The sequence below is a fragment of the Pseudomonas sp. ATCC 13867 genome, assembly GCF_000349845.1.
Lineage (GTDB): Bacteria > Pseudomonadota > Gammaproteobacteria > Pseudomonadales > Pseudomonadaceae > Pseudomonas.
Genome location: NC_020829.1, coordinates 1,872,600 through 1,894,799, shown reverse-complemented (window position 1 = coordinate 1,894,799; position 22,200 = coordinate 1,872,600). Strand labels below are relative to the sequence as shown.

Sequence of the window (22,200 nt, the reverse complement as noted above, 5' to 3'; positions counted from 1 at the left end):
AAACGCCGTCAAAGCTCGGTGGGAACGACCAGGATTCCGGCGCGCAAGCCGTTCTTCACCCGCGGGTTGGGGAAGATGATTCGTGCGCCCTGCTCTTCCACGATCCAGCGGGTGCCGCCGATGTCCTCGGCGAGCAGGTAGCCCTGGTCCAGTTCGGTGAAGTTATCCACCGCGTCGTCCAGGTGCAGGCGAAAATGGTCGCTGTGCTTGATCACTTCGCGGGATACGGCGAACAGCTTCAGGCCATCGAGTGGCGCCCCATCGACGACGGCGGCGTCGCCACGGATCAGGCTCTGCAGCATGGCTTCCAGACGATCGAGGTTGACCACCTGGTTCTGTCCGAACGGCCGTGCCTTGCCCAGTTCCAGGGTAAAGGCTTCGGCGTCGAGGCGACTGTAGGTGTAAGCACTGAAGGTAATGCCCGGCTTGTTCTGCAGCAGTACCGCATCGATGCCGGCACTGCGCAGGCGCGCCAGTTCATCGCGGGAGTGCTGGCGACCCTCGCTCCAGGGATAAAGGGCAAACTGTTCGATCTTCGACCCACGGATGGCGGTATGCAGGTCGTAGTGCAGGCGGGTACGCCCGGCACGGGCGAAGAAGGCGGCAGCCAGACGCTCCAGTTCGGCGGCGCGCAAGGCTTCGTTGCCGCTGCCCTCCTCGTGACGACCGCAGAACAGGCGGTTGATATCCTGCTCCAGGTAGCGCTCGCCACGGCGCATGGCCTCGGGGTTGCCCAGCAGGATCAGGGTGCGCGCCGCAGGCTTGAGCTCGCCACGGGCAATGCGTTGCACCAGACGGTCGAGCAGTTCGATGGGCGCGGTCTCGTTACCGTGGATGCCCGCCGAGAGCAGCAGGTCGCGACCCTGGTCGCGGGTGGTCGAAGGGGTGATTTCCAGCGCGCCTTCCGCCAGCCAGTGCAGGCGGGTGCCATCCGCGGTGAGCTGGATCTTTTCCGTCGGCTCACGGCCGGCGAGGGTCAGTTCGAGCAGTTTGCCCAGGGCTAGCATGCGGACGCCTCCATCATTCCCCGCGGCCGGAGCGGCCGCGGGCTCCGCGATCAGTGGTGGTGGTCACATCCACAGTCTGGACCATGTTCGTGGACTTCGGCGGCTTCCAGTTCAAGGCTCAGGCCCAACTGGTTCACCGCCTGCGGACGCACCACCAGCAGCGGGATCTCGGCGTCGTCCTCATGGGAGTCGGCGTAGATCGTAAGGCCGCCCTTGCCATCGGCCTCCAGCCACAGCTCGCGCCCTTCCAGGCGGATGGCCAGGCGCGCGGTGTGGGTCTCGCGGCGCTCGCCCTGGTTGTCTTCGAGAATCAGCGGGAGGCTTTCGGTCATGTCAGTCACCTGACCCGTTCAATGCCTCACCGAGCGCAGCTCAGGCGAGGCAAGAACAGGCGAAAGAGCGCAGTTTACGCGCTGTAAATGAGCATCTTGAGCCTGTTTTTAACGCTGCATGAGCAAGCGCAGGCAGGCAGTGAACGGGTCATCAGATCTGCTGGAACGGATAAACCGAGCCCAGTTTAAGGATCTGGCTCAATTCATCCAACGCCGTCCGGCACTCGACGAGCAATTGCGGGTCGGCCAGGTCGGCTTCGGCCAGGCGATCGCGGTAGTGCTTGTCGACCCAGGTGACCAGGGTGTCGTGCAGGGTCGGGGTCATGATCACGCCTGGATTCACCGCTGCCAGCTCGGCGTCATTGAGCGCCACGCGCAGTCGCAGGCAGGCCGGGCCACCACCGTTCTGCATGCTCTGCTTGAGGTCGAACACCTTCACCTCGCGGATCGGCCCGTCCTCGGCGGTCAGGCGCGAAAGGTATTGCCACACGCGCTCGTTCTTGCGGCACTCCTCCGGGACGATCAGCAGCATGTTGCCGTCGGCACGGGTGAGCAGTTGGCTGTTGAACAGGTAGGACTTCACCGCGTCCTCGACCGTGACCTGGTCACGCGGCACGCACACGGCGCGGAAGCGACCGCCACGGCGGCCCAGCTTGTCGTGCAGCTCGGCGAGCACGCGCTCGGTGTCGAGGAAGGCGTCTTCGTGGTGGAACAGCACTTCGCCGTTACCGACCGCGATCACATCGTTGTGGAACACGCCCTGGTCGATTACCGCCGGGTTCTGCTGGGCGTAGACCACGCCGTCGTCACTCAGGCCGTGCAGGCGGGCGACCGCCTGGCAGGCTTCCAGGGTCTGCCGCGCCGGGTAGCGCTGCGGTGCCGGGAAGCGGCTGTCGAAGGCGCTGCGACCGAACACGAAGAACTCGACGCCGGCTTCGCCATAGGACTTGCAGAAGCGCGTGTGGTTGGCCGCGCCCTCGTCGCCGAACTGGGCGACTGCCGGCAGCGCGGCGTGGTGGGCGAAGTGCTGCTCGTCATTGAACATCGCCGCGAGGATGCGGCTGGTCTGCGGATGCTCGATGGAACGGTGGAACTTGCAGTTCAGGTTGGCGGCGGTGAAGTGCACGCGGCCATCGGCAGTGTCGGCACCGGGGCTGACAGTGGCGGCGTTGGCGGTCCACATGCAGGACGCAGAGCTGACGGCGGCGAGCAGCGGCATGGCCTCTTTCGCGGCCCTGGCGATCACCTCGGCATCAGTGCCGGAAAAACCCAACGCGCGCAACGAGGCCACGGCCGGGCGCTCCTGCGGGGCGAACACGCCCTGCTTGAAGCCCATCTCCATCAGCGCCTTCATCTTCGACAGGCCCTGCTTTGCCGCTTCGCGCGGGTTGGAGGCCGCCTGGCTGTTGCTCTGCGAAGCCACGTTGCCGTAGGACAGGCCGCCGTAGTTGTGCGTCGGCCCGACCAGACCGTCGAAGTTCATTTCATAGGCGGTCATCACAGGCTCACTCCCGGAGTCAGGGTTGCAGGCAGGCTCAGGCTGTCGCTTTCCAGCGAGGCGACCGGGTACGCGCAGTAGTCGGCTGCGTAGTAGGCGCTCGGGCGGTGGTTGCCGGAGGCGCCGATGCCGCCGAACGGCGCGCTACTGGCGGCGCCGGTCAGTTGCTTGTTCCAGTTGACGATGCCGGCGCGGCTCTCGATGAGGAAGTCCTCATAGCGCTCTCGGGAGTCCGACAGCAGGCCGGCGGCGAGGCCGTACTGGGTGGCATTGGCTTCACGCACGGCGGCGTCGAAGCTTGAGTAACGGATCACCTGCAGCAGCGGGCCGAAGAACTCTTCGTCCGGGCGCTCGCTGACGGCGCTCACGTCGAGGATGCCGGGGGTCAGCAGCGCGGCCGTGGCCAGCGGCTGGGTCATCGCCAGCAGCGGCTTGGCGCCCTTGGCCAGCAATTGTTCCTGGGCCTTGATCAGGTGCTGCGCGGCGGCCAGCGAGATCACCGAGCCCATGAAGGGCGCCGGCTGCTCGTCGAAGGCGCCGACCTTGATGGTCGCGGCCACGGCCACCAGGCGCTCGATCAGCGCGTCGCCCCAGGCGCCCTGCGGCACCAGCAGGCGGCGGGCGCAGGTGCAGCGCTGGCCTGCGGAAATGAAGGCGGACTGGATGATGGTGTAGACGGCGGCGTCCAGGTCCTTCACCTCGTCAACGATCAGCGGGTTGTTGCCACCCATCTCCAGCGCCAGGATCTTCTGCGGGCGGCCGCCGAACTGGCTGTGCAGCAGATTGCCGGTGCGGCTGGAGCCGGTGAAGAACAGGCCATCGATATCGTCGTTGCCAGCCAATGCCACGCCAGTATCGCGGGCGCCCTGCACCAGGTTGATCACGCCGGCGGGGATGCCGGCTTCTATCCAGGCCCGCAGGGTCAGTTCGGCGACCTTCGGGGTCAGCTCGCTGGGCTTGAACACCACGGCATTGCCCGCCAGCAGGGCCGGCACGATGTGGCCGTTGGGCAGGTGGCCGGGGAAGTTGTACGGGCCGAACACCGCGACCACGCCGTGGGGCTTGTGGCGCAGCACGGCAGTGGCGTCGGCCAGGGGCCCGCTCTTCTCGCCGGTGCGTTCACGCAAAGCCTGGACCGAGATGGCGACCTTGTTGACCATGCTGGTCACTTCGGTGGCAGCTTCCCACAGCGGCTTGCCGGTTTCCTCGCCAATGGCACGGGCCAGCTCCTCGGAACGGCCCTTGAGGGCAGCGGCGAAGCGCTCCAGCACGGCGATGCGCTCTTCCAGCGGGCGGCGCGCCCAGGCCGGGAAGGCGCTGCGCGCGGCGGCGACGGCGGCGGCGACCTGCGCGGCCGAGGCGGCGTGACCGCTCCAGACCACGGTCTGGCTGACCGGGCAGAGGGATTCCAGCAGCTCGCCTTCGCCCGCCAGCCACTGGCCGGCAATGTAGTGGGTATTCATCATCAGGCTCCCCTGACGCCTCGCGGCGTCAGTTGCGTTTTCCGGAGAGGGGCACCGCGCGGACCGAAGCCCCGGCGGACAGGCGCAGGCGCTTGGCAGTCTGCGCATCGACCACCAGCGAGCCGGCGGCCACGCGCGCCGGCGCCGCGGTGATGCGGCACTCCTCGCGCTTGCGGTTGTGGATCAGGTAGGGCTCGGCGTCGTCGCCCGGCGTGCCGATGGCCAACACCAGGTTCTGGCTGTCGGCGATGGCACGGATCTTCTCGGTCGGCGCCTCGATGGCGGGGCCGGCGTCGAAGATGTCGACGTACCCCTGGTAACTGAAGCCCTCGGCCTTGAGCATGGCCAGCGCCGGTTCGGTGTGCGGGTGCACGCGGCCGATCACCTCCCGCGCATCCTCGGAGAGGAAGCAGGTGTAGAGCGGGAACTTGGGCATCAGCTCGGCGATGAAGGACTTGTTGCCCACGCCGGTCAGGTAGTCGGCCTGGCTGAACTCCATCTTGAAGAAGTGCCGGCCCAGGCTTTCCCAGAACGGCGAACGGCCGTCGCCATCGGACATGCCGCGCATCTCGGCGATCACCTTGTCACCGAACAGTTCGCGGAACTCGGCGATGAACAGGAAGCGCGCCTTGGACAGCAGGCGGCCGTTGAGGCCGGTGCGATGGTCGGCATGCAGGAACAGCGAGCACAGTTCGGACTGGCCGGTGAGGTCGTTGGCCAGGAACAGCGTGGGAATCTCGCGATGGATACCCAGTTCCTGGGAGGCGCTGACGGTCAGGCCGACACGGTAGTTGTACCAGGGCTCGCGCAGGCCGACGGCGCCGGCCACGGCGGAAATCCCCACCACCTTGCCGTCGTCGCTCTCTAGGACGAACAGGTAGTCGGCATCGGCGCGCTCGGCCTCGCCACGGAAGGCCTTCTCGGCCCAGCTCACGCGGTGCTGCAGGCGCTGCTCGTTGGCCGGCAGCGTGGTCAGGCCGGTGCCGGTGCTGCGCGCCAGGTCGAACAGGGCCGGAAGGTCGGCGCTGGTTACGGGACGGACGATCATGCTCTCTCCCCTCAGATCGCGACCAGGCGCACGCTGGCGCCCTCGCCGATACCCAGGGCGTCGGCGGTTTCCTGGTTCAGGGTCACCGGCTTGCCGGGTGCCCAGTCGAGTTCGGTGACAATGGCGCGGAAGTCCTGCAACTGGCCGTTGGTGACCAGATAACCACGGTTGCCCTTGCCGCTCGCGCCGATACGCACCGGTACCTGCCGGCTCTGGGCGATGGAGCGGATGCTGGAGGTGGGCGCGTGCAGGGTCGGGCCGCCGTCGAAGATGTCGACGTAGTTGTCGGACTCGAAGCCATCGCGCATCAGGATGTCGAAGGTGATCTGCGCACGCGGGTGCACCTGGCCCATAGACTCCTGCGCCTCGTCCGGCAGCAGCGGTACGTAGATCGGGTAATGCGGCATCAGTTCGGCGAGGAAGGTCCGGCTCTTCAGACCCGAGAGCTTCTCGGCCGCGGAGTAGTCGAGGTCGAAGAAGTTGCGCCCGATGGCGTTCCAGAACGGCGACTGGCCCTGGTCGTCGCTGTAGCCGACGATCTCCACCACCACCGCATCGGCGAAGCGTTCCGGATGGCTGGCCATGAACAGCAGGCGGCCACGGGAGTTAAGCTCGGCGATGGGTGTGTTCACCAGGTCGCGCTCGACGTAGAAACTGGTCAGCAGGCTGTTGCCGGTGAGGTCGTGGCACAGCGAGAGGACGTGGATCTTGTTGTGGATCGAAAGCGACCGGGAAGCGTGCACGAAGGTCTCGTTGCGGAAGCTGTAGAACGGCTCGGAGAAACCGGCCGACGCAACGATCGCCGAGCAGCCGACCAGGCGGCCGCTGACGCTGTCTTCCAGCACGAAGAAATAGCTCTCTTCACCGTTGAAGCTCACTTCGGCGGCGAACGAGGCCTCCGAGGCGAGGATCTTTTCCCGCAGGCGTTCCGCGTCGTCCGGCAGCGACGTGACGCCGACCGGGCTGTCCGCGGCAAGACGCTGCACCTGCTGCAGGTCGGCCACTTGGGCGGGGCGCATCACCAACATGGCGTCACTCCTCTAACCAGACAAAAGTTTCATGATTCGTGGGCGCGACACGACTCGTGCCGCACTCACCAGGGCATTTTCGAAAACCGGCCGGGGTATCCCGGCCGGTGGGGCGGCGAAATCGCTCCGCCGCCGATTCAGCTTAGCCGCAGGCGTCAGCCGCGGGTCAGCTTGGCGATGGCGCGCTCGAGGCGATCCAGACCTTCGTCGATGTCCGCGTCAGGGATCACCAGGCTGGGCGCGAAGCGCACCACGTCCGGGCCGGCCTGCAGGACCATCACGGCCTCTTTCTCGGCAGCGTTCAGCACATCCTTGGCCTTGCCTTTCCAGGCATCGGCCAGTACGGCGCCGATCAGCATGCCTATGCCGCGCACCTGGGTGAAGATGCCGTACTCGGCGGCAATCTTCTCCAGGCGGACCTTGAAGCGCTCATGCTTGGCTTTCACGCCTTCGAGTACTTCCGGGGTGTTGATCACGTCGAAGGCCGCGCCGGCGACGGCGCAGGCCAGCGGGTTACCGCCGTAGGTGGTGCCGTGGGTGCCGACGACCAGGTGCTCGGCAATCTTCGCGGTGGTCAGCATGGCGCCGATCGGGAAGCCGCCGCCCAGGCCCTTGGCACTGGAAAGGATGTCCGGGTTCACCCCGTAGTACTGGTGGGCGTAGAGGTAGCCGATACGGCCGAAGCCGCTCTGCACTTCGTCGAAGATCAGCAGCGCGTTGTTCTCGTCGCACAGCTTGCGCACGCCTTCCAGGTAGGCCTGGTCGGCCGGCAGCACGCCACTCTCGCCCTGCACCGGTTCGAGGATCACGGCGCAGGTCTTGTCGGAAATGGCCGCCTTCAGGGCTTCCAGGTCGTTGAACGGAATGTGGGTGATACCTTCGATCTTCGGGCCGAAACCATCGGAGTACTTGGCCTGGCCACCGACATTGACGGTGAACAGGGTACGGCCGTGGAAGCTGTTGACCATCGAGATGATCTCGTACTTCTCGGGGCCGTAGACATCGTGGGCATAGCGGCGCGCCAGCTTCAACGCGGCCTCGTTGGCCTCGGCGCCGGAGTTGGCGAAGAACGCGCGCTCGGCGAAGGTGGCGTCGATCAGCTTCTTGGCCAGGCGCAGGGCCGGCTCGTTGGTGAACACGTTGGAGACGTGCCAGATCTTGCCGGCCTGCTCGGTCAGCGCCTGCATCAGCGCCGGGTGCGCATGCCCCAGGGAGTTCACTGCGATGCCGCCGGCGAAGTCGATCAGCTCTCGGCCGTTCTGGTCCCAGACTCGCGAGCCCTCGCCACGCACCGGAATGAAGGCAGCCGGCGAGTAGTTGGGAACCATGACCTGGTCGAAGTCGGAGCGTTGGACCTGAGCTTGCGGAGCAGACATCGGTGTTCTCCTGCCTGGTTGAGGCGGCTATCGATGGAAGGATTGTAGGGACGATTGTCGGGTCGGCATTGTCGCCATGCGACAACTTGTTATAGCGCCAACCCACGGATTGCCGAGCTTTACGGAAATGCGACAGAAAGCGTCGGGAAGGCGCAGTGTACGGCCTGCGGGCTGCTGCGGGTACACGCGGGCGTGGAATTTGTTCGCTGCACGAACCAGGGAAAACGGAATAAGGCAGGAAGAGGATTCGCTGTAGGAGCGAGCTTGCTCGCGAACCGCACTACACCGATACATCCGGCCAGATGGTTCGCGAGCAAGCTCGCTCCTACGAAGAGCAGTGACTCAGCCGCGCTCGGCTGCAACCGGAGCGGCTTCGGTGGCGCCCTGGCCGCGACGCTGGTTGCGGTCTTCGCGCGGGGTCACGCCGAAGAAGTTGCGGTAGGCGCTGGAGAAGTGCGGGCCGCTGGAGAAGCCGCAGGACAGGCCGATCTGGATGATCGATTTGCTGGTCTGCATCAGCATCTGCCGCGCGCGGTTCAGGCGCAGCTCCAGGTAGTACTGGCTGGGCACGCGGGTCAGGTACTGCTTGAAGATGCGTTCCAACTGGCGGCGCGAGACGCACACGTGTTGGGCGATCTCGTCGGTGGTCAGCGGCTCCTCGATGTTCGCCTCCATCAGCAGCACCGCCTGGGTGAGCTTCGGGTGGCTGGAGCCGAGGCGGTTCTTCAGCGGGATGCGCTGGCGCTCGGAGCCTTCGCGGATACGCTCCACCACCAGTTCTTCGGAGACCGCGCCAGCCAGTTCCGCACCGTGGTCGCGGGAGAGCACGGCCAGCAACAGGTCGAGCACGGCCATGCCACCGCAGGCGCTGAGACGGTCGCGATCCCATTCGAACAGATGGTTGGTGGCGATGACCTTGGGGTGACGCTCGGTGAAGTCGTCGTGCCAGCGCCAGTGCACGGCGGCGCGGTAGCCGTCGAGCAGGCCCAACTGCGCCAGCGGGTAGATGCCGGCGGACAGCGCGCCGATGCTCACGCCGCTGCGCGAAAGTTGCTTGAGCGCGGCGGCCAGCGGCGCGGAGACCGGCTGGGGAATCTCGTCGGCCACCAGGAAGATGCGCTGGCACTGCTCCAGCACGCCGTTCCAGGACTGCCCCGGCAGACGCCAGCCATCAGCCTCGGCGACCGCTTCGGCGCTCATGAACACCGGTTCGTAGAGTGCTTCGGGGTGCAGCCGGCGGGCGACCCGCAGGGCCTCCTCGGCCAGCGCCAGGGTCAACGCCCGCGTATGCGGCCAGAGGAGGAATCCGATGCGTTGTGCGGTCATGCGGCTAGATCACCAGGCGACGATGACAGACAGCTTACTTCAAGCTGCCGGAAAGGAACTGCTTGAGGCGTTCCGATTGCGGATTGGCCAGGACTTCCTTCGGACAGCCCGCCTCTTCCACCAGCCCCTTGTGCAGGAACACCAACTGGTTGGATACCTCGCGGGCAAAGCCCATCTCGTGGGTCACCACCACCATGGTGCGGCCTTCCTGGGCCAGGTCCTGCATCACCCGCAGGACTTCGCCGACCAGCTCCGGGTCGAGCGCCGAGGTCGGCTCGTCGAACAGCATGACTTCCGGCTCGACCGCCAGGGCACGGGCGATGGCCACGCGCTGCTGCTCGCCGCCGGACATGTGGGCCGGGTAGGCATCCTTGCGGTGCGCCACGCCGACTTTCGCCAGGTAGTGCTCGGCCTTCTCCAGCGCTTCCTTCTTCGACACGCCCAGCACGTGGACCGGCGCCTCGATAACGTTCTCCAGGGCGCTCATGTGCGACCACAGGTTGAAGTGCTGGAACACCATCGACAGGCGCGAGCGCATGCGCTGCAACTGCTTGGCGTCGGCGGCCTTGAGCGCGCCGTCCTTGTTCGGCACGAGCTTAAGCTCTTCGCCGTTGAGCAGGATCTTGCCCGCATGGGGCTGCTCGAGCAGGTTGATGCAACGCAGGAAGGTGCTCTTGCCCGAGCCGGAGGAGCCGATGATGCTGATCACGTCGCCTGCTTTCGCCGCCAGGGAGACGCCCTTGAGCACCTCGTGGGTGCCGTAGCGCTTGTGCAGGTCCTGGATTTCCAGTTTGTACATGGTGTCGGTTCTCGAATTCAGTCGTTGATCAGCCGGCCCTTGCGGAACGGCTCACGCCCGGCCACCTTGGCCAGCCAAAGCCCCGGCTGGGCGTAGCGCCCACGCTCGATGGCGAACAGCACGCCGGAAGTCCCGGCGCGAACGGTGCTGACCTGGTCGTTCAGCGGGTCGACCACTTCGAACAGTGCGTCGCCCTTCTCCACCCACTCCCCCGCCTTGCGCAGGAAACTCACCACGCCAACGTGGGGTGCGTAGAGATATTCGGTGCCTTCGAAGGGCATGCCTTCGCAGCATTCGGCCGGCGCCGCCGGCCAGTCGCCGGCGATCAGGCCCTGCTCGGCGAGGAAGCCGAGGATTGCCTCGGCATTGGCCTGCCCTTGATCGACGCGGGTATCGCCCACGCCGCCCAGCTCGACGGTCGTGGCCAGGCACGCGAGCGGAATCGCCGCCTGCGGGAAGGCCTGCGCCAGGCGCAGCCAGGGCAGCGAGCAGGATTCGTCGAAGGAGCTGCCGCCGGAATCTTCGGCAAGCAGAGCGACGCCGGCTTTCAGACGCGCAGCCAGCGACTTCCAACGCGGCCAGTGCTGCGGAATCGCGTAGACGTGGATGGCAGCGTCGAAGTCGCAGTGCAGGTCGAGCACCACTTCGGCGTCGCAGGCGTGGCGCAGCAGGATGCGCTGCATGCCCTGCAGCTCGGACGAGGCCGGCGGCAGCGCGTCGAGCCCGTCACGCATGGCCTGGCGGATCAGCTCGACGTTGGCAGCTTCATCGACGCCCAACTGGTCGCCGACGCGCTCGGCAACCAGAGCGCTCAGCTCGACGAAATCGCGGTTGAAGTTCTTCCCGCTGGCGAACTCGAAGCGTCCCAGGTGGCTGGCCTGCAGGGTCTGGCCCAGGCCGATGGGGTTGGCCACCGGCACCAGTTCGACGACGCAGTTCAGTTGCCCGCGCGATTCCAGGTCGGCCAGGCGCTGCTTGAGTTCCCAGGCGGTGCGCATGCCCGGCAGTTCGTCGGCGTGCAGGCTGGACTGGATGTAGACCTTGCGCGGGCCCTTGCCGTAGCGGAACACGCTCAAGCGGCGCTCGCTGCCCAGGCTGCTCCACGGCAACAGATGATCGATACGTTCCACAGTCGACTCCTCAGTGCTTGCGCGGCGCGAGATAGGCCAGCCAGCGGCGTTCGGCCAGCTTGAACAGGCGCACCAGGGTGAAGGTCATGATCAGGTAGAAGATGCCGGCGGTGATGAACGCTTCGAACGGCAGGTAGTACTGCGAGTACACGGTGCGCGCGGCACCGGTGATGTCCACCAGGGTCACGATGGACGCCAGGCTGGTGGTCTGCAGCATCATGATCACCTCGTTGCTGTACTGCGGCAGCGCGCGGCGCAGGGCCGAGGGCAGCAGGATGCGGCGGTACATCTTCAGGCGCGACATGCCCATCGCCTTGGCGGCCTCGATCTCGCCGTGGGGCGTGGCCTTCAGGCTGCCGGCGAGGATTTCCGCGGTGTAGGCGCTGGTATTGATGGCGAAGGCTGCGCAGGCGCAGAAGGTGGCGTTGGACAGCAGCGGCCACATTGCGCTTTCGCGAACCGCCTCGAACTGCGCCAGGCCGTAGTAGATGAGGAACAGTTGCACCAGCATCGGGGTGCCGCGGATCACGTAGGTGTACAGCCAGGCCGGCAGGTTCACCGCCGTATTCTTCGAGCAGCGCATCAGCGCCAGCGGCACGGCCGCCACGAGACCGAAGAACAGCGAGATCGCCAGCAGCTTGAGGGTCACCAACAGACCGCTGAAGTAGAGCGGCAGGCTGTCCCAGATGACGGAGAAGTCGAAAATCATAGTGGCGCTCCCGGACTCAAAGCTCAGCGACTTTCACGCCGACCGAATAGCGGCGTTCGAGCATGCGCAGCAGCAGCAGGGAGACGCTGGTGACCACCAGATACAACGCCGCCACGGCAAGGAAATAGGTGAAGGGTTCGCGGGTGGCGTCCGAGGCCTGCTTGGCCTTGAACATCATGTCCTGCAGGCCGACCACGGAGATCAGCGCGGTGGCCTTGACCAGCACCAGCCAGTTGTTGGTGAAGCCGGGAATGGCCAGGCGGATCATCTGCGGCACCTGGATGCGGAAGAACACCTGAAGCGGGCTCATGCCGTAGGCGAAGCCGGCCTCGCCCTGCCCTTTCGGGATGGCCATGAAGGCGCCACGGAAGGTCTCGGACAGGTAGGCGCCGAAGATGAAGCCCAGGGTGCCGACACCGGAAGCGAAGGGATTGAGGTCGATGTAGTCGTCATAGCCGACCATCGGCGCGATCCAGTTCACCGCGGCCTGGCCGCCGTAGAAGATCAGCAGGATCAGCACCAGGTCCGGTACGCCGCGGATCACGGTCGCATAGAGGTCGCCACACCAGGCCAGCCACTTCACCGGCGACAGGCGGATGGCGGCACCGAGCAATCCCAGGGCGATCGCCAGAGCCATCGACAGCAACGACAGCTGAAGCGTCAGCCAGGCACCATCGACGATGGTGGCTCCGTAGCCATTGAACATAGTTTCGTACCTCTAGACCGAAAGCGGCTCGCAATCACACGGACGCTGCTGGGGCGATCACCCGACGCCGGATCGCCCCCAATAAAAAAGTGGCACAAACTTCAGGTTCAAGCCTGGGTCTGTGCCACTTCCGGACGTGGATCAGTTCTCGCCGTAGACGTCGAACTTGAAGTACTTGTCCTGTACTTCCTTGTACTTGCCGTTGGCACGGATGCCGGCGATGGCAGTGTTGAATTTCTCGGCCAGGGCGGTATCGCCCTTGCGCACGGCGATGCCGGCGCCGCCACCGAAGTACTTCGGATCGTTGTATTCCGGACCTACGAAGGCGTAGCCCTTGCCAGCGTCGGTTTTCAGGAAGCCATCGTCGAGGTTGACCGAGTCGGCCATGGTCGCGTCGATGCGGCCGGAGACCAGGTCCATGTTGGCTTCGTTCTGCGAGTTGTAGCGCACGACCTCGATGCCGGCCGGGGCCAGGACGTCGGTGGCGTAGCGGTCATGGGTGGAAGCGCGCAACACACCAACCTTCTTGCCCTTGAGGTCGACCAGCGGATCGTTCAGGGTCACACCCTGCTTCATCACGAAGCGCGCGGGGGTGTGGTAGTACTTGTTGGTGAAGTCGACGGACTTCTTGCGCTCGTCGGTGATGGTCATGGACGAGAGGATGGCGTCGATCTTGCGGACCTTCAGCGCCGGGATCAGGCCGTCGAACTCCTGCTCGACCCAGGTGCACTTGACCTTCATCTCTTCGCACAGGGCGTTGCCGATATCCACGTCGAAGCCGGCGAGCTTGCCGTCGGGAGTCTTGAAGGAGAACGGCGGATAGCCGGCTTCGATGCCGATGCGAACCGGCTTGTCGTCAGCGTGGGCAACCAGGGAAAGCGCGGACAGGGCCAGCGCACCGAGAAGTGCAAACTTCTTCATCAGTAACTCCTTCGAGGGTAGGACTTCGATTGGCAGGAGAAAGGGGTTGTCCCAGGCTGCCCGTGCAGAAGTGAAGGTTGTTGTTTTCTGCGCATTGCCGGCGTCTTTCTCGTGGAAAAGCACGCCTACCGGGGTGAGCGGCATTCTAGCGACAGCCCCTGAGCGGTTATTTCTTCAATGCGACAAGTAATTATAGAAGCGCCGGAGAGAGGACCCCGGCAGCTTGACGTCGCGGAGTTTACGTGATCCGAAAGCGGATAGTAAAACCCAATTTACCTGCAGTAATTGGGCCACAAATACCGAACCCCAGACACCTTGTGGGGTGCGCGATATCGACCCACTCCTGGCAGACAAGAAAGACGCACCGAAGCTGTGCAAATTGTTTCCTGGCGCCTCATTTTGTCGCAGGAAAATGTTACCGGTGGGTGAGTAGCACACCGTAGGAAGGGCGGGGGCGCCTGGCCCATGCCCGCGATCCGCCGGCAAGGCCGGCACCTGCTTCGGCTTCGGTGTTACAGGCCTGCGGCTTCGGATCCGGTGTTTTTGCGCCGCTGCGGCTTGCGCGTGGACTCCATGTTTCGCCCCCTCGGGCGAGTTACCTTTCCAAACGACGGAAGGCCGCCCCCAAAAAGTAACCAAAAAGCTCGCCCCTGCCATCCGGCTTTTCGCTTCGCGAAAAGTACCCTCGGTTCTTCGGCCTCCTGAAAGGGGCACTCGGCGTGCGCGGATATTTCGCTGGAAGACATCAAAAAACAAAGCTCGAGACAGAGCAGCGCGGCATGGCTTTTCGTAGGAGCAACTGTCTTCTTCCGGGATAACCCCTGCCCATGCTTTCCCCTCACCCCAGCCCTCGACTTTGGCATCCTGCCTCGCTCTACCTCCTGCATCCATGCAGTGCGTAGGGCGCATAACCCGGCACGGGTTATCCGCCCTACGGTCTGTTCGCGAGCAAGCTCGCTCCTGCAGCCCAGCCCATACGCCGGTGTGCTTTTCGTAGGAGCGAGCTTGCTCGCGAACCGCATCCTGCCGGCGCGGGGATCGATGGGTATCGCTGTGCTCCACGCCATCCTACGTTTGTTCTTCGTAAGGATTTCGGCGCCGACCGCCGTCCGGCATAAAAACCCAGAAATGAAAAACGCCCCGGCAAGCAGGGCGTTTTTCATCGAGCCTTGGATCAGGCGGCGCACATGGACTGGTGCGTCTCGACCAGATGCTGCACTACACCCGGATCGGCCAGGGTGGAGATATCCCCCAGCGAATCGTACTCGGCCGTGGCGATCTTGCGCAGAATGCGGCGCATGATCTTGCCCGAGCGGGTCTTCGGCAGGCCGGGCGCCCACTGGATCACGTCCGGAGTGGCGATCGGGCCGATTTCCTTGCGCACCCAGGCCTTCAGTTCCTGGCGCAGTTGCTCGTTGTTGTCCACACCAGCATTCAGGGTGACGTAGACGTAGATGCCCTGCCCCTTGATGTCGTGCGGCACGCCGACCACCGCGGCCTCGGCCACTTTCGGGTGGGCGACCAGGGCGCTCTCGATCTCGGCGGTGCCCATGCGGTGGCCGGAGACGTTGAGCACGTCATCCACCCGACCGGTGATCCAGTAGTACCCATCTTCGTCGCGACGGGCACCGTCACCGGTGAAGTACATGCCCTTGAAGGTCTTGAAGTAGGTGTCCACGTAGCGATCGTGGTCACCGTACAGGGTACGCGCCTGGCCCGGCCAGGAATCGAGGATCACCAGGTTGCCCTCGGTGGCTCCTTCCAGGATGTTGCCCAGGTTGTCCACCAGCGCCGGCACCACGCCGAAGAACGGCTTGGCGGCAGAGCCCGGCTTCAGGCCGTGAGCGCCCGGCAGCGGGGTCATCAGGCACGCGCCGGTCTCGGTCTGCCACCAGGTGTCGACGATCGGGCAGCGCGACTGGCCGACGGTCTCGTAGTACCACTGCCAGGCTTCCGGATTGATCGGCTCGCCAACCGAACCCAGCAGACGCAGGCTGGAGCCATCGGCGCCTTCGACCGCGGCCTTGCCCTCGGCCATCATGGCGCGGATCGCGGTCGGCGCGGTGTAGAGGATGTTGACCTTGTGCTTGTCGACGATCCTGGCGACACGGGTGATGTCCGGATAGTTCGGCACACCCTCGAACAGCACGGTGGTCGCACCATTGGCCAGCGGGCCGTAGACGACGTAGGTGTGACCGGTGACCCAACCGATGTCGGCGGTGCACCAGAAGACTTCGCCCGGACGGTAGTCGAACACGCGCTCATGGGTCAGCGAGGCGTAGACCAGGTAGCCGCCGGTGGTGTGCAGCACGCCCTTGGGTTTGCCGGTGGAGCCGGAGGTGTAGAGGATGAACAGCGGGTCCTCGGCACCCATTTCCTTCGGCGCACAGGTGGAGCCTGCGACCTTCATCAGGTCCTCGAACCACACGTCGCGGTGCTGGTTCCACTTGATCGGGGAGCCGGTGCGCTTGCAGACGATGATCTTCTGCACGCTGCTGGTTTCCGGGTTGGTCAGCGCGTCGTCGACGTTGGCCTTGAGCGGGGTTTTCTTGCCGCCGCGCAGACCTTCGTCGGCGGTGATGACGACCTTGGAGCGGCAGTCGATGATGCGGCCGGCCAGGGCCTCGGGGGAGAAGCCGCCGAACACCACGGAGTGGATCGCGCCGATGCGGGCGCAGGCCAGCATGGCGACAACGGCCTCCGGGATCATCGGCATGTAGATGGTCACCACGTCACCACGGTGCACGTCCTGGCCACGCAGGGCGTTGGCGAACTTGCAGACCTGCTCGTGCAGCTCGCGGTAGGTGATTTCCTTGTGCTCGGAAGGATCGTCGCCTTCCCAGATGATGGCGAGCTGGTCGCCGCGCTCGGCCAGGTGGCGGTCGAGGCAGTTGTAGGAGAGGTTCAGGGTGCCGTCGGCGAACCACTTGATGTCGACGTGGTGGTCGTCGAAGGACGTCTGCTTGACCTTGGTGAACGGCTTGATCCAGTCGATCCGCTGGGCCTGCTCGCGCCAGAAGCCGTCGGGGTTGACCACCGACTGTTGGTACAGCTTCTTGTAGGTGGCCTCGTCGGTCAGAGTATTGGCGGCCACTTCGGGACGCACGGGATACACGGATGCCGCTGTCATGGCGTACTTACCTCGGTCAGGAGTGTTGTTTTTGTTGCCGTCAGTTGTAACGGTGCCACCCTCCCCTAACCATACGACCATCGTCTTACCATTGGAGCCCCATACTGACGGGCCCCATCAGCGCGGCTTCTGCCGGCGCCGCACGGGCGTTAGACCAAGGTCGGACGCCCGTGCTCGACCATCATCCGCTCATGCTCCTCGAGCATCCCGGGCACGCAATCGCGAAGGAACTCCACCCAGGTGCGGATCTTCGCGTCGAGGTACTGGCGCGACGGATACAGCGCATAGACGTTGAGGTGGAACAGGCTGTAGCCCGGCAGCACGCGCACCAGGCTGCCGTCCTTCAGGCCCTGCACGGCGGAGTACACCGGCAGCGCACCGATCCCCATGCCGGCGCGCACCGCCTCGGTCATGGCGTCGGCGGTGTTGACCTGGAAATGAGTATGGTTGATGCCGACCAGTTCCTGTCCGTCCGGGCCGTCGAACAGCCACTTGTCCAGGGACATCACCGAATTCACCAGACGCAGGCAGCGATGCTCGGCGAGCTCCGCCGGCTTGTTCGGGAAGCCATGACGGGCCACGTACTCGGGCGACGCGCAGAGCACGCTGTAGGTCTTGCCGATGCGCTTGGAGACGAAGCCCGAATCCGGCAACTCCTGGGCGATGACCACGGAGATGTCATAGCCCTCGTCGAGGATGTCGGTGATGCGGTTGGCCAGGGTCAGGTCGAAGCTGACCTCGGGGTAGATCTCGCAGTACTGCGAGATCGCGCGGATCAGATAATGCTGGCCGATGCCGGTCATGGCATGCACCTTCACCTTGCCGTGGGGCCGCGCGTGGGCGTCGCCGGCCTCGGCCTCGGCCTCCTCGATATAGCCGAGGATCTGCTGGCAACGCTGCAGGTAGCGCTGGCCGGCTTCGGTCAGGGCGATGCGGCGGGTAGTGCGGTGCAGCAGGCGGGTGTGCAGGTGCGCTTCGAGTTTGGCCACCGTCCGCGAGACATAGGCGGTGGTGAGGTCCATGCGCTGGGCGGCGGCGGTAAAGCTGCCGGTCTCGGCGACACAGACGAAAGCACGCATGTTGTGCAGCAGGTCCATCATTTCTCCGTAAGAGCCTGTCCACGCCACGGCGGGCGGCCTCGGCAACGACACTCGACCGAGCAACGCCTTGTTACAGATTCATGACGGGCGGCGAATTGTCGCACACCTGTCACGACGGGATTATTGTCTTTTCAGGCAACAATAATTCATCCAACCGTCAGCTTATCCTGCCCCCCGGCGCACTTCTAGAATCGCCGTCCCCAACGCGGCCCGCCGCGACACCCCAGGATTCGCACCCGTGCTCCGCCTTTCGTGCAACGTGCTTCCACCCCTTCGCTCCGCCTTCGAACTACAGGGTTCCGAAAACCCGATCCAGCCCGACTACCGCCTGCCGAGATAAGACCGATGAGCAGTCTCTCCGTGCGCCTGCCCAAGGCCGCCGCGCTGCGCTTCGCCCTGTCCGACTGGGCGCACACCGACGGCGTCACCTGGATGTTCATCCTCAAGACGCTGATCACCGCCTTCACCGCCTTGTGGCTGGCCTACCGCCTGGAGCTGCCGCAGCCCAACACCGTGCTGGTGAGCGCCTTCATCGTGCTGCAGCCGCAGAGCGGCCAGGTGCTGGCGAAGAGTTTCTACCGCATCCTCGGTACCCTCGCCGGGCTCACGGTAATGGTCACCTTCATCGCCCTGTTCGCCCAGGAGCGCGTGCTGTTCCTGCTCTGCGTGGCGATCTGGGTCGGCCTGTGCACCGCCGGCGCCGCGCGCTACCGGGATTTTCGCGCCTATGCCTGCCTGCTCGCCGGCTACACGGCGGTGATGATCGGCATCCCCGCCACCCTGCACCCCGAAGGCGCCTTCATGCAGGCGCTGTGGCGGATGATCGAGATCACCCTGGGGATTCTCTGCACCGGCGTGGTCAGCGCCATCGTTCTGCCACAGACCAGCACCGCCGCCCTGCGCAATGCGCTGAACACCCGTTTCGGCGACTTCGCCGGCCTCGCCAGCGCGGGTCTCAACGGCACCCTGGAGCGCGAGCGTTTCGAACAGGCCAGCGCGCACATCGCCGCCGAAGTGGTGGGCCTGGAAAGCCTGCGCAACGTCACCGCCTTCGAAGACCCGCATATGCGCCTGCGCAGCGGCCGCCTGGCGCGCCTGAACAGCGAGTTCATGCAACTGACCACGCGCTTCCACGCCCTGCAGCGCCTGCTCGATCGCCTGCGCCAGCGCCAGGCCAGCAACGTGCTGGAAGTGCTGATGCCGTGCCTGATCGACGTCAGCAAGCTGCTCGCCAGCTGGCACGGCCGGCCGCTCGGCGAAGCGGACGCCGAGCGCCTGAGCGTGCAGCTGGAACTGTGCAAGCACCACCTGATGCCGCGCATCCGCGAAGCCCGCGCCACGCTCGGCCACACCTGCCCGCGGGAGGCCGACCAACTGGATTTCGAGACCGCCGCCGAACTGCTCTACCGCTTCGCCGACGACATGCACAACTATGCCCAGACCCACACTTCGCTCGCCGCGCACAAACACGAGCGCGAGCAGTGGAAGGAGCGCTTCACGCCCAAGGCCAACGCCCTCGCCGCCGCGGTCGCGGGCTTCCGCTGCGCGCTGCTGGTGATCGTCGGCGGGGTATTCTGGATCGAAACCTCCTGGCTCAGCGGCGCCACTTTCGCACTCACCTCGGTGCTGATTGCCGCCCTCTCCTCCGCCTCGCCCAACCCCAAGCGCCTGTCGTTGCAACTGACCCTCGGCACCCTGCTCGGCGCCACGCTCGGCTTCATCCTCACCTTCCGCGTGCTGCCGCACATCGACGGTTTCCCGCTGCTGTGCTTCGTGCTCGCGCCGGTGTTCGCCCTCGGCGCCTTCCTGATCACCCGGCCCAAGTGGAGCGGCTACGGGGTCGGCCTGCTGGTGTGGTTCTGCATCGCCTCGCTGCCGGCGAACCTGGCGCGCTACGACGCCTACACCTTCATCAACGAGTACCTGGCGATGCTCCTGTCGATGGGCATGGCAGTGGTGGCGGCGACCGTTATCCTGCCGCCCAATCGTCCGTGGTTGTGGGAGCGCCTGGAAGCCGAACTGCGCCTGCGCGTGGTACGGGTGATCAGCGATCCGCTGAAGGGGCTGTCATCCGGTTTCGAGAGCGGCACCCGCGACCTGCTCAACCAGGCCTATGGCTTATCCACAGGCCGCCCGGACGTGCAGCGCCGACTGCTGCGCTGGACCTTCCAGGTGCAGGAGATCGGCCTGTCGATCATCGAGCTGCGCCGCGAGCAGGAAGCGCTACCCAAGGAGCCCTGGTACGCCGAGCGCATGCCCTGGCGGCGGGCGATCCGCGCCCTGGGCCGCGCACTGATCCGCCTGTTCATCCAACCCAGCGAGGGCAACCGCCAACGGGCGCTGGCGGCGGTGGAGCATGCCATCCACGCGACTCGCTCGACGGATGATCGTCGGCCGCCGCACTTCGACTCCTCGCCCCTGCGCCGGGTGTGCAGCTACCTGCACTTCATTCGTACCTCGCTGCTGGATCCGCAATCGCCGTTGCGCGATTGAGGCCGGCGGGTTCGCGAGCAAGCTCGCTCCTACGAAGAGCGTCAGGTTTTCCCTGTAGGAGCGAACTTGCTCGCGAACCGCACAGCACAGCCATGCTCCGTAGGAGCGGACTCCGTCCACGATGATCTCCGGCGCGCCGCGGACCTATCGCGGACAGAATCCGCTCCTACGCCAGCCGGCAACCCCGCGCGCGCCCTCGAGCCTGCGACAGCCCGCCGCAACACCACCCCTGGAACCCGCGTACCGCCTGGATTGTTGCCGCTGAGTACGAAGTCTTGTTGGCGCCTGGATATATGACTCAGACCAGGTAAACCCTATTATTTCCGTGCTGTTACAGCGCGCGCCGCAACACTACCCAAGACCCATCATCATCCCCAACGCTTCCCGACGGAGCCCTCGGCTCAGCGTCACGGACCCGTCATGTCCGGACACCGGGAACAAGGCAGGTAAATTCATGAAAGCTGTAGTCATCCTGGCCATGCTGGGCTTCTCCTCGCTCGCCCTCGCCGAGCAGGCGAACGCCGCCGACCAGGCGCAAAGCGCGGCCGTGGAGCAGTACACCTACGACATGAAACTGGACGTTGCCCATGTAATCTCGACCACCGACGTCTCCAACCAGTGCGGCATCGTACCGGCGCGCATGACCTACGAAGACTCCCAGGGTCAGCGCCACACCGTCGAATACCAGGTGTGGGGCAACGGCTGCTCCGGCGGCTGACAGGCTTGGAACCGGCTCCTGATCAGCCACGCGCCAGCTCAGGAGCGGTTCCAAGGCATTCCCGTCGGGGCACCACGCCGCCCCGCCGGGAGTGCTCCGTCTCTACCTGCCTACGGCTGCAGGGCCGCCTTCGCGATATTGCGACTGTGCGCGCCGAAGTGCCGGATCAATTGCAGAATCTGCTCATCCAACGCCTCATCGTGGCGGAATGACGCCGGTGAGTTCCCCGCGCTGAAGTCCCCCGCCGGCGCCTTCTCGTTTTCCAGCCAGTGCCCGATGGCCGCATCGAACGCCGCCGCATGGGCATGGGACTCGCTCGCCACCACCTCGCGCAGATAGTCCGTCGAATACGGTGGATAAGTACCGTCCGTGCCGACATCGGCATAGGCCGCCAGCAACGACGACTGCCCGCCCTGGCGCAGCGTCTCGCGCAGCCAGTCCACCTGATAACGCTCCACGCCCGTATGCCGGTCCGCCACGCGCTGGATCGCCGCCTGCTTGTCGGCATCGAAGCCGGCCATCGACTTGCCCGCCGTCCACAACATGCTGGCGGTGGTCTCGCCCGGCAGCGGCGTCGAGTGGTAGGGCTGGGTCATGTCCTGGATGTAGTGCATCGCCCAACCGAGGAAGCGATAGCCCCAGTACGGGTGCCCCTTGTCGAACGCGAAGCGCGCCAGGCCGTAGAACTGGTAGGCGCGCCACTCCGGCCAGTTGCGCTGCAGATACGGCGCGCCGGCGAAGATGATCGCGTCCTCGTGGTAGAAGCCCATGTGGAATGGCGCCTGGGAGCTGAACTCGTAGCGCGGGTCGCCGAACGGCTGGGTGCCGAAGCCGTAGCGCTGGCCAGCCTCACCCGGGTTGTCGCTGAACAGGTTGATGTCGTGACCGAAGTCCGGCTCGTCGGCGGCGCTGGCCAGCACGTCCAGCGCCGGAATCTTCTCGCCCGCCTGCAGTTGCACGAAACGCCATTGATTCCAGCCCGACAGATTACGGAACACCAGCACATCGGCCGGCCTGAGCGCGGCATGGCCTGGCAGCTCACCGCCTGGCGGCGGCTGCACGGCGGTGGCCAGCTTGATCTCCGGGTTCAGGCGCAGCGCCATGAGGAAGGCCTTGCCCAGGTCCTCGCGGCCATCCTCGGTCAGACGCAGGTCATCCGGGCGCGGCGGGTACTCGCGAAAGTGTTCGCGGGCGTAGGTTTCCTGCTCGTCGAGCAGCTTCACCAGGCCGGCGCGCTGCTGGCTGAGGAAGCTTTCCAGCGGCTCAACCTCGACCTCCGGCGCCTGGGCGAGCGCCGGCAACTGCTGCAGGGCGATATAGCTGCCCAGGGTGTGATTGGACCAGGCCCAGAGGCTTTGCGGCAGGGCCAGCAGGCCGGCCAGCAGGCAGGTGGAAAGTCGCTTCATCGGCTCTTCG

The 22,200-nt window shown here is 65.4% G+C and carries 18 protein-coding genes; 2 read left to right on the top strand and 16 right to left on the bottom strand.

Translation table 11 applies throughout. The features are described from left to right. Nucleotides 1-8: 8 nt before the first annotated feature. From astE to H681_RS08555, 15 genes are all read right to left on the bottom strand, one after another. Nucleotides 9-1,007, bottom strand: a complete 999-nt coding sequence (gene astE, locus H681_RS08625; protein WP_015476471.1) for a succinylglutamate desuccinylase — start codon at nucleotides 1,005-1,007, stop codon at nucleotides 9-11. A 50-nt stretch (nucleotides 1,008-1,057) separates the two neighbouring features. Continuing rightward, nucleotides 1,058-1,339, bottom strand: coding sequence for a hypothetical protein (locus tag H681_RS08620; RefSeq protein WP_015476470.1), 282 nt, complete (start codon nucleotides 1,337-1,339; stop codon nucleotides 1,058-1,060). A gap of 151 nt (nucleotides 1,340-1,490) precedes the next feature. Next, a complete protein-coding gene (gene astB / locus H681_RS08615) occupies nucleotides 1,491-2,837 on the bottom strand; it encodes an N-succinylarginine dihydrolase (protein ID WP_015476469.1) in 1,347 nt (448 codons plus the stop codon). Continuing rightward, the gene (gene astD, locus H681_RS08610; protein ID WP_086009554.1) at nucleotides 2,837-4,303 is read right to left on the bottom strand and encodes a succinylglutamate-semialdehyde dehydrogenase; all 1,467 of its coding nucleotides are present in this window, start codon (nucleotides 4,301-4,303) and stop codon (nucleotides 2,837-2,839) included. The genes astB and astD overlap by 1 nt, the downstream gene beginning before the upstream one ends. Nucleotides 4,304-4,328: 25 nt before the next feature. After that, entirely contained in the window at nucleotides 4,329-5,348 is a 1,020-nt protein-coding gene (gene astA / locus H681_RS08605; protein ID WP_015476467.1) for an arginine N-succinyltransferase, read from the bottom strand. An 11-nt stretch (nucleotides 5,349-5,359) separates the two neighbouring features. Beyond that, nucleotides 5,360-6,376 carry an arginine/ornithine succinyltransferase subunit alpha gene (gene aruF / locus H681_RS08600; protein WP_015476466.1) on the bottom strand — a complete coding sequence of 339 codons (1,017 nt, stop codon included), beginning with the start codon at nucleotides 6,374-6,376 and terminating at the stop codon, nucleotides 5,360-5,362. A gap of 155 nt (nucleotides 6,377-6,531) precedes the next feature. After that, nucleotides 6,532-7,752: an aspartate aminotransferase family protein gene (locus H681_RS08595; protein WP_015476465.1), complete on the bottom strand. Its 1,221-nt coding sequence runs from the start codon at nucleotides 7,750-7,752 to the stop codon at nucleotides 6,532-6,534. Nucleotides 7,753-8,094: 342 nt separating this feature from the next. Then, nucleotides 8,095-9,078, bottom strand: a complete 984-nt coding sequence (gene argR, locus H681_RS08590) for a transcriptional regulator ArgR (RefSeq protein ID WP_015476464.1) — start codon at nucleotides 9,076-9,078, stop codon at nucleotides 8,095-8,097. A 34-nt stretch (nucleotides 9,079-9,112) separates the two neighbouring features. Next, nucleotides 9,113-9,877, bottom strand: a complete 765-nt coding sequence (aotP, locus tag H681_RS08585) for an arginine/ornithine transport ATP-binding protein AotP (RefSeq protein ID WP_015476463.1) — start codon at nucleotides 9,875-9,877, stop codon at nucleotides 9,113-9,115. A gap of 17 nt (nucleotides 9,878-9,894) precedes the next feature. After that, nucleotides 9,895-11,007: a succinylglutamate desuccinylase/aspartoacylase family protein gene (locus H681_RS08580; protein ID WP_015476462.1), complete on the bottom strand. Its 1,113-nt coding sequence runs from the start codon at nucleotides 11,005-11,007 to the stop codon at nucleotides 9,895-9,897. 10 nt (nucleotides 11,008-11,017) lie between these two features. After that, nucleotides 11,018-11,716 carry an ABC transporter permease gene (locus H681_RS08575; protein ID WP_015476461.1) on the bottom strand — a complete coding sequence of 233 codons (699 nt, stop codon included), beginning with the start codon at nucleotides 11,714-11,716 and terminating at the stop codon, nucleotides 11,018-11,020. A 16-nt stretch (nucleotides 11,717-11,732) separates the two neighbouring features. Beyond that, a complete protein-coding gene (locus tag H681_RS08570; protein WP_015476460.1) occupies nucleotides 11,733-12,422 on the bottom strand; it encodes an ABC transporter permease in 690 nt (229 codons plus the stop codon). 141 nt (nucleotides 12,423-12,563) lie between these two features. Beyond that, a complete protein-coding gene (locus H681_RS08565; RefSeq protein ID WP_015476459.1) occupies nucleotides 12,564-13,343 on the bottom strand; it encodes an ABC transporter substrate-binding protein in 780 nt (259 codons plus the stop codon). Nucleotides 13,344-14,517: 1,174 nt separating this feature from the next. Next, nucleotides 14,518-16,473 (bottom strand): acetate--CoA ligase, encoded by a 1,956-nt coding sequence (acs, locus tag H681_RS08560; RefSeq protein WP_015476457.1) that lies wholly within the window; start codon nucleotides 16,471-16,473, stop codon nucleotides 14,518-14,520. A 149-nt stretch (nucleotides 16,474-16,622) separates the two neighbouring features. Continuing rightward, nucleotides 16,623-17,570, bottom strand: a complete 948-nt coding sequence (locus tag H681_RS08555) for a LysR family transcriptional regulator (protein ID WP_015476456.1) — start codon at nucleotides 17,568-17,570, stop codon at nucleotides 16,623-16,625. A 348-nt stretch (nucleotides 17,571-17,918) separates the two neighbouring features. Between H681_RS08555 and H681_RS08550 the strand changes: the two genes are divergently transcribed. Both H681_RS08550 and H681_RS08545 read left to right on the top strand, forming a co-directional pair. Continuing rightward, a complete protein-coding gene (locus H681_RS08550; RefSeq protein WP_015476455.1) occupies nucleotides 17,919-20,066 on the top strand; it encodes an FUSC family protein in 2,148 nt (715 codons plus the stop codon). A 454-nt stretch (nucleotides 20,067-20,520) separates the two neighbouring features. Beyond that, nucleotides 20,521-20,784, top strand: coding sequence for a DUF2790 domain-containing protein (locus H681_RS08545; RefSeq protein WP_041711835.1), 264 nt, complete (start codon nucleotides 20,521-20,523; stop codon nucleotides 20,782-20,784). 110 nt (nucleotides 20,785-20,894) lie between these two features. Here the strand turns inward: H681_RS08545 and H681_RS08540 are convergent, their stop codons facing one another. Continuing rightward, complete coding sequence (locus H681_RS08540) at nucleotides 20,895-22,190, bottom strand: hypothetical protein (RefSeq protein ID WP_015476453.1); 1,296 nt, start codon at nucleotides 22,188-22,190, stop codon at nucleotides 20,895-20,897. Between the last annotated feature and the right edge of the window lie 10 nt (nucleotides 22,191-22,200).

Coding starts and splice junctions, on each gene's coding strand:
- aotP (WP_015476463.1), bottom strand. CDS start 9,877: ATGTACAAACTGGAAATCCAGGACCTGCACAAGCGCTACGGCACCCAC.
- H681_RS08620 (WP_015476470.1), bottom strand. CDS start 1,339: ATGACCGAAAGCCTCCCGCTGATTCTCGAAGACAACCAGGGCGAGCGC.
- H681_RS08570 (WP_015476460.1), bottom strand. CDS start 12,422: ATGTTCAATGGCTACGGAGCCACCATCGTCGATGGTGCCTGGCTGACG.
- acs (WP_015476457.1), bottom strand. CDS start 16,473: ATGACAGCGGCATCCGTGTATCCCGTGCGTCCCGAAGTGGCCGCCAAT.
- H681_RS08595 (WP_015476465.1), bottom strand. CDS start 7,752: ATGTCTGCTCCGCAAGCTCAGGTCCAACGCTCCGACTTCGACCAGGTC.
- H681_RS08565 (WP_015476459.1), bottom strand. CDS start 13,343: ATGAAGAAGTTTGCACTTCTCGGTGCGCTGGCCCTGTCCGCGCTTTCC.
- H681_RS08555 (WP_015476456.1), bottom strand. CDS start 17,570: ATGGACCTGCTGCACAACATGCGTGCTTTCGTCTGTGTCGCCGAGACC.
- astE (WP_015476471.1), bottom strand. CDS start 1,007: ATGCTAGCCCTGGGCAAACTGCTCGAACTGACCCTCGCCGGCCGTGAG.
- aruF (WP_015476466.1), bottom strand. CDS start 6,376: ATGTTGGTGATGCGCCCCGCCCAAGTGGCCGACCTGCAGCAGGTGCAG.
- argR (WP_015476464.1), bottom strand. CDS start 9,078: ATGACCGCACAACGCATCGGATTCCTCCTCTGGCCGCATACGCGGGCG.
- astB (WP_015476469.1), bottom strand. CDS start 2,837: ATGACCGCCTATGAAATGAACTTCGACGGTCTGGTCGGGCCGACGCAC.
- astD (WP_086009554.1), bottom strand. CDS start 4,303: ATGATGAATACCCACTACATTGCCGGCCAGTGGCTGGCGGGCGAAGGC.
- H681_RS08540 (WP_015476453.1), bottom strand. CDS start 22,190: ATGAAGCGACTTTCCACCTGCCTGCTGGCCGGCCTGCTGGCCCTGCCG.
- astA (WP_015476467.1), bottom strand. CDS start 5,348: ATGATCGTCCGTCCCGTAACCAGCGCCGACCTTCCGGCCCTGTTCGAC.
- H681_RS08545 (WP_041711835.1), top strand. CDS start 20,521: ATGAAAGCTGTAGTCATCCTGGCCATGCTGGGCTTCTCCTCGCTCGCC.
- H681_RS08550 (WP_015476455.1), top strand. CDS start 17,919: ATGAGCAGTCTCTCCGTGCGCCTGCCCAAGGCCGCCGCGCTGCGCTTC.
- H681_RS08575 (WP_015476461.1), bottom strand. CDS start 11,716: ATGATTTTCGACTTCTCCGTCATCTGGGACAGCCTGCCGCTCTACTTC.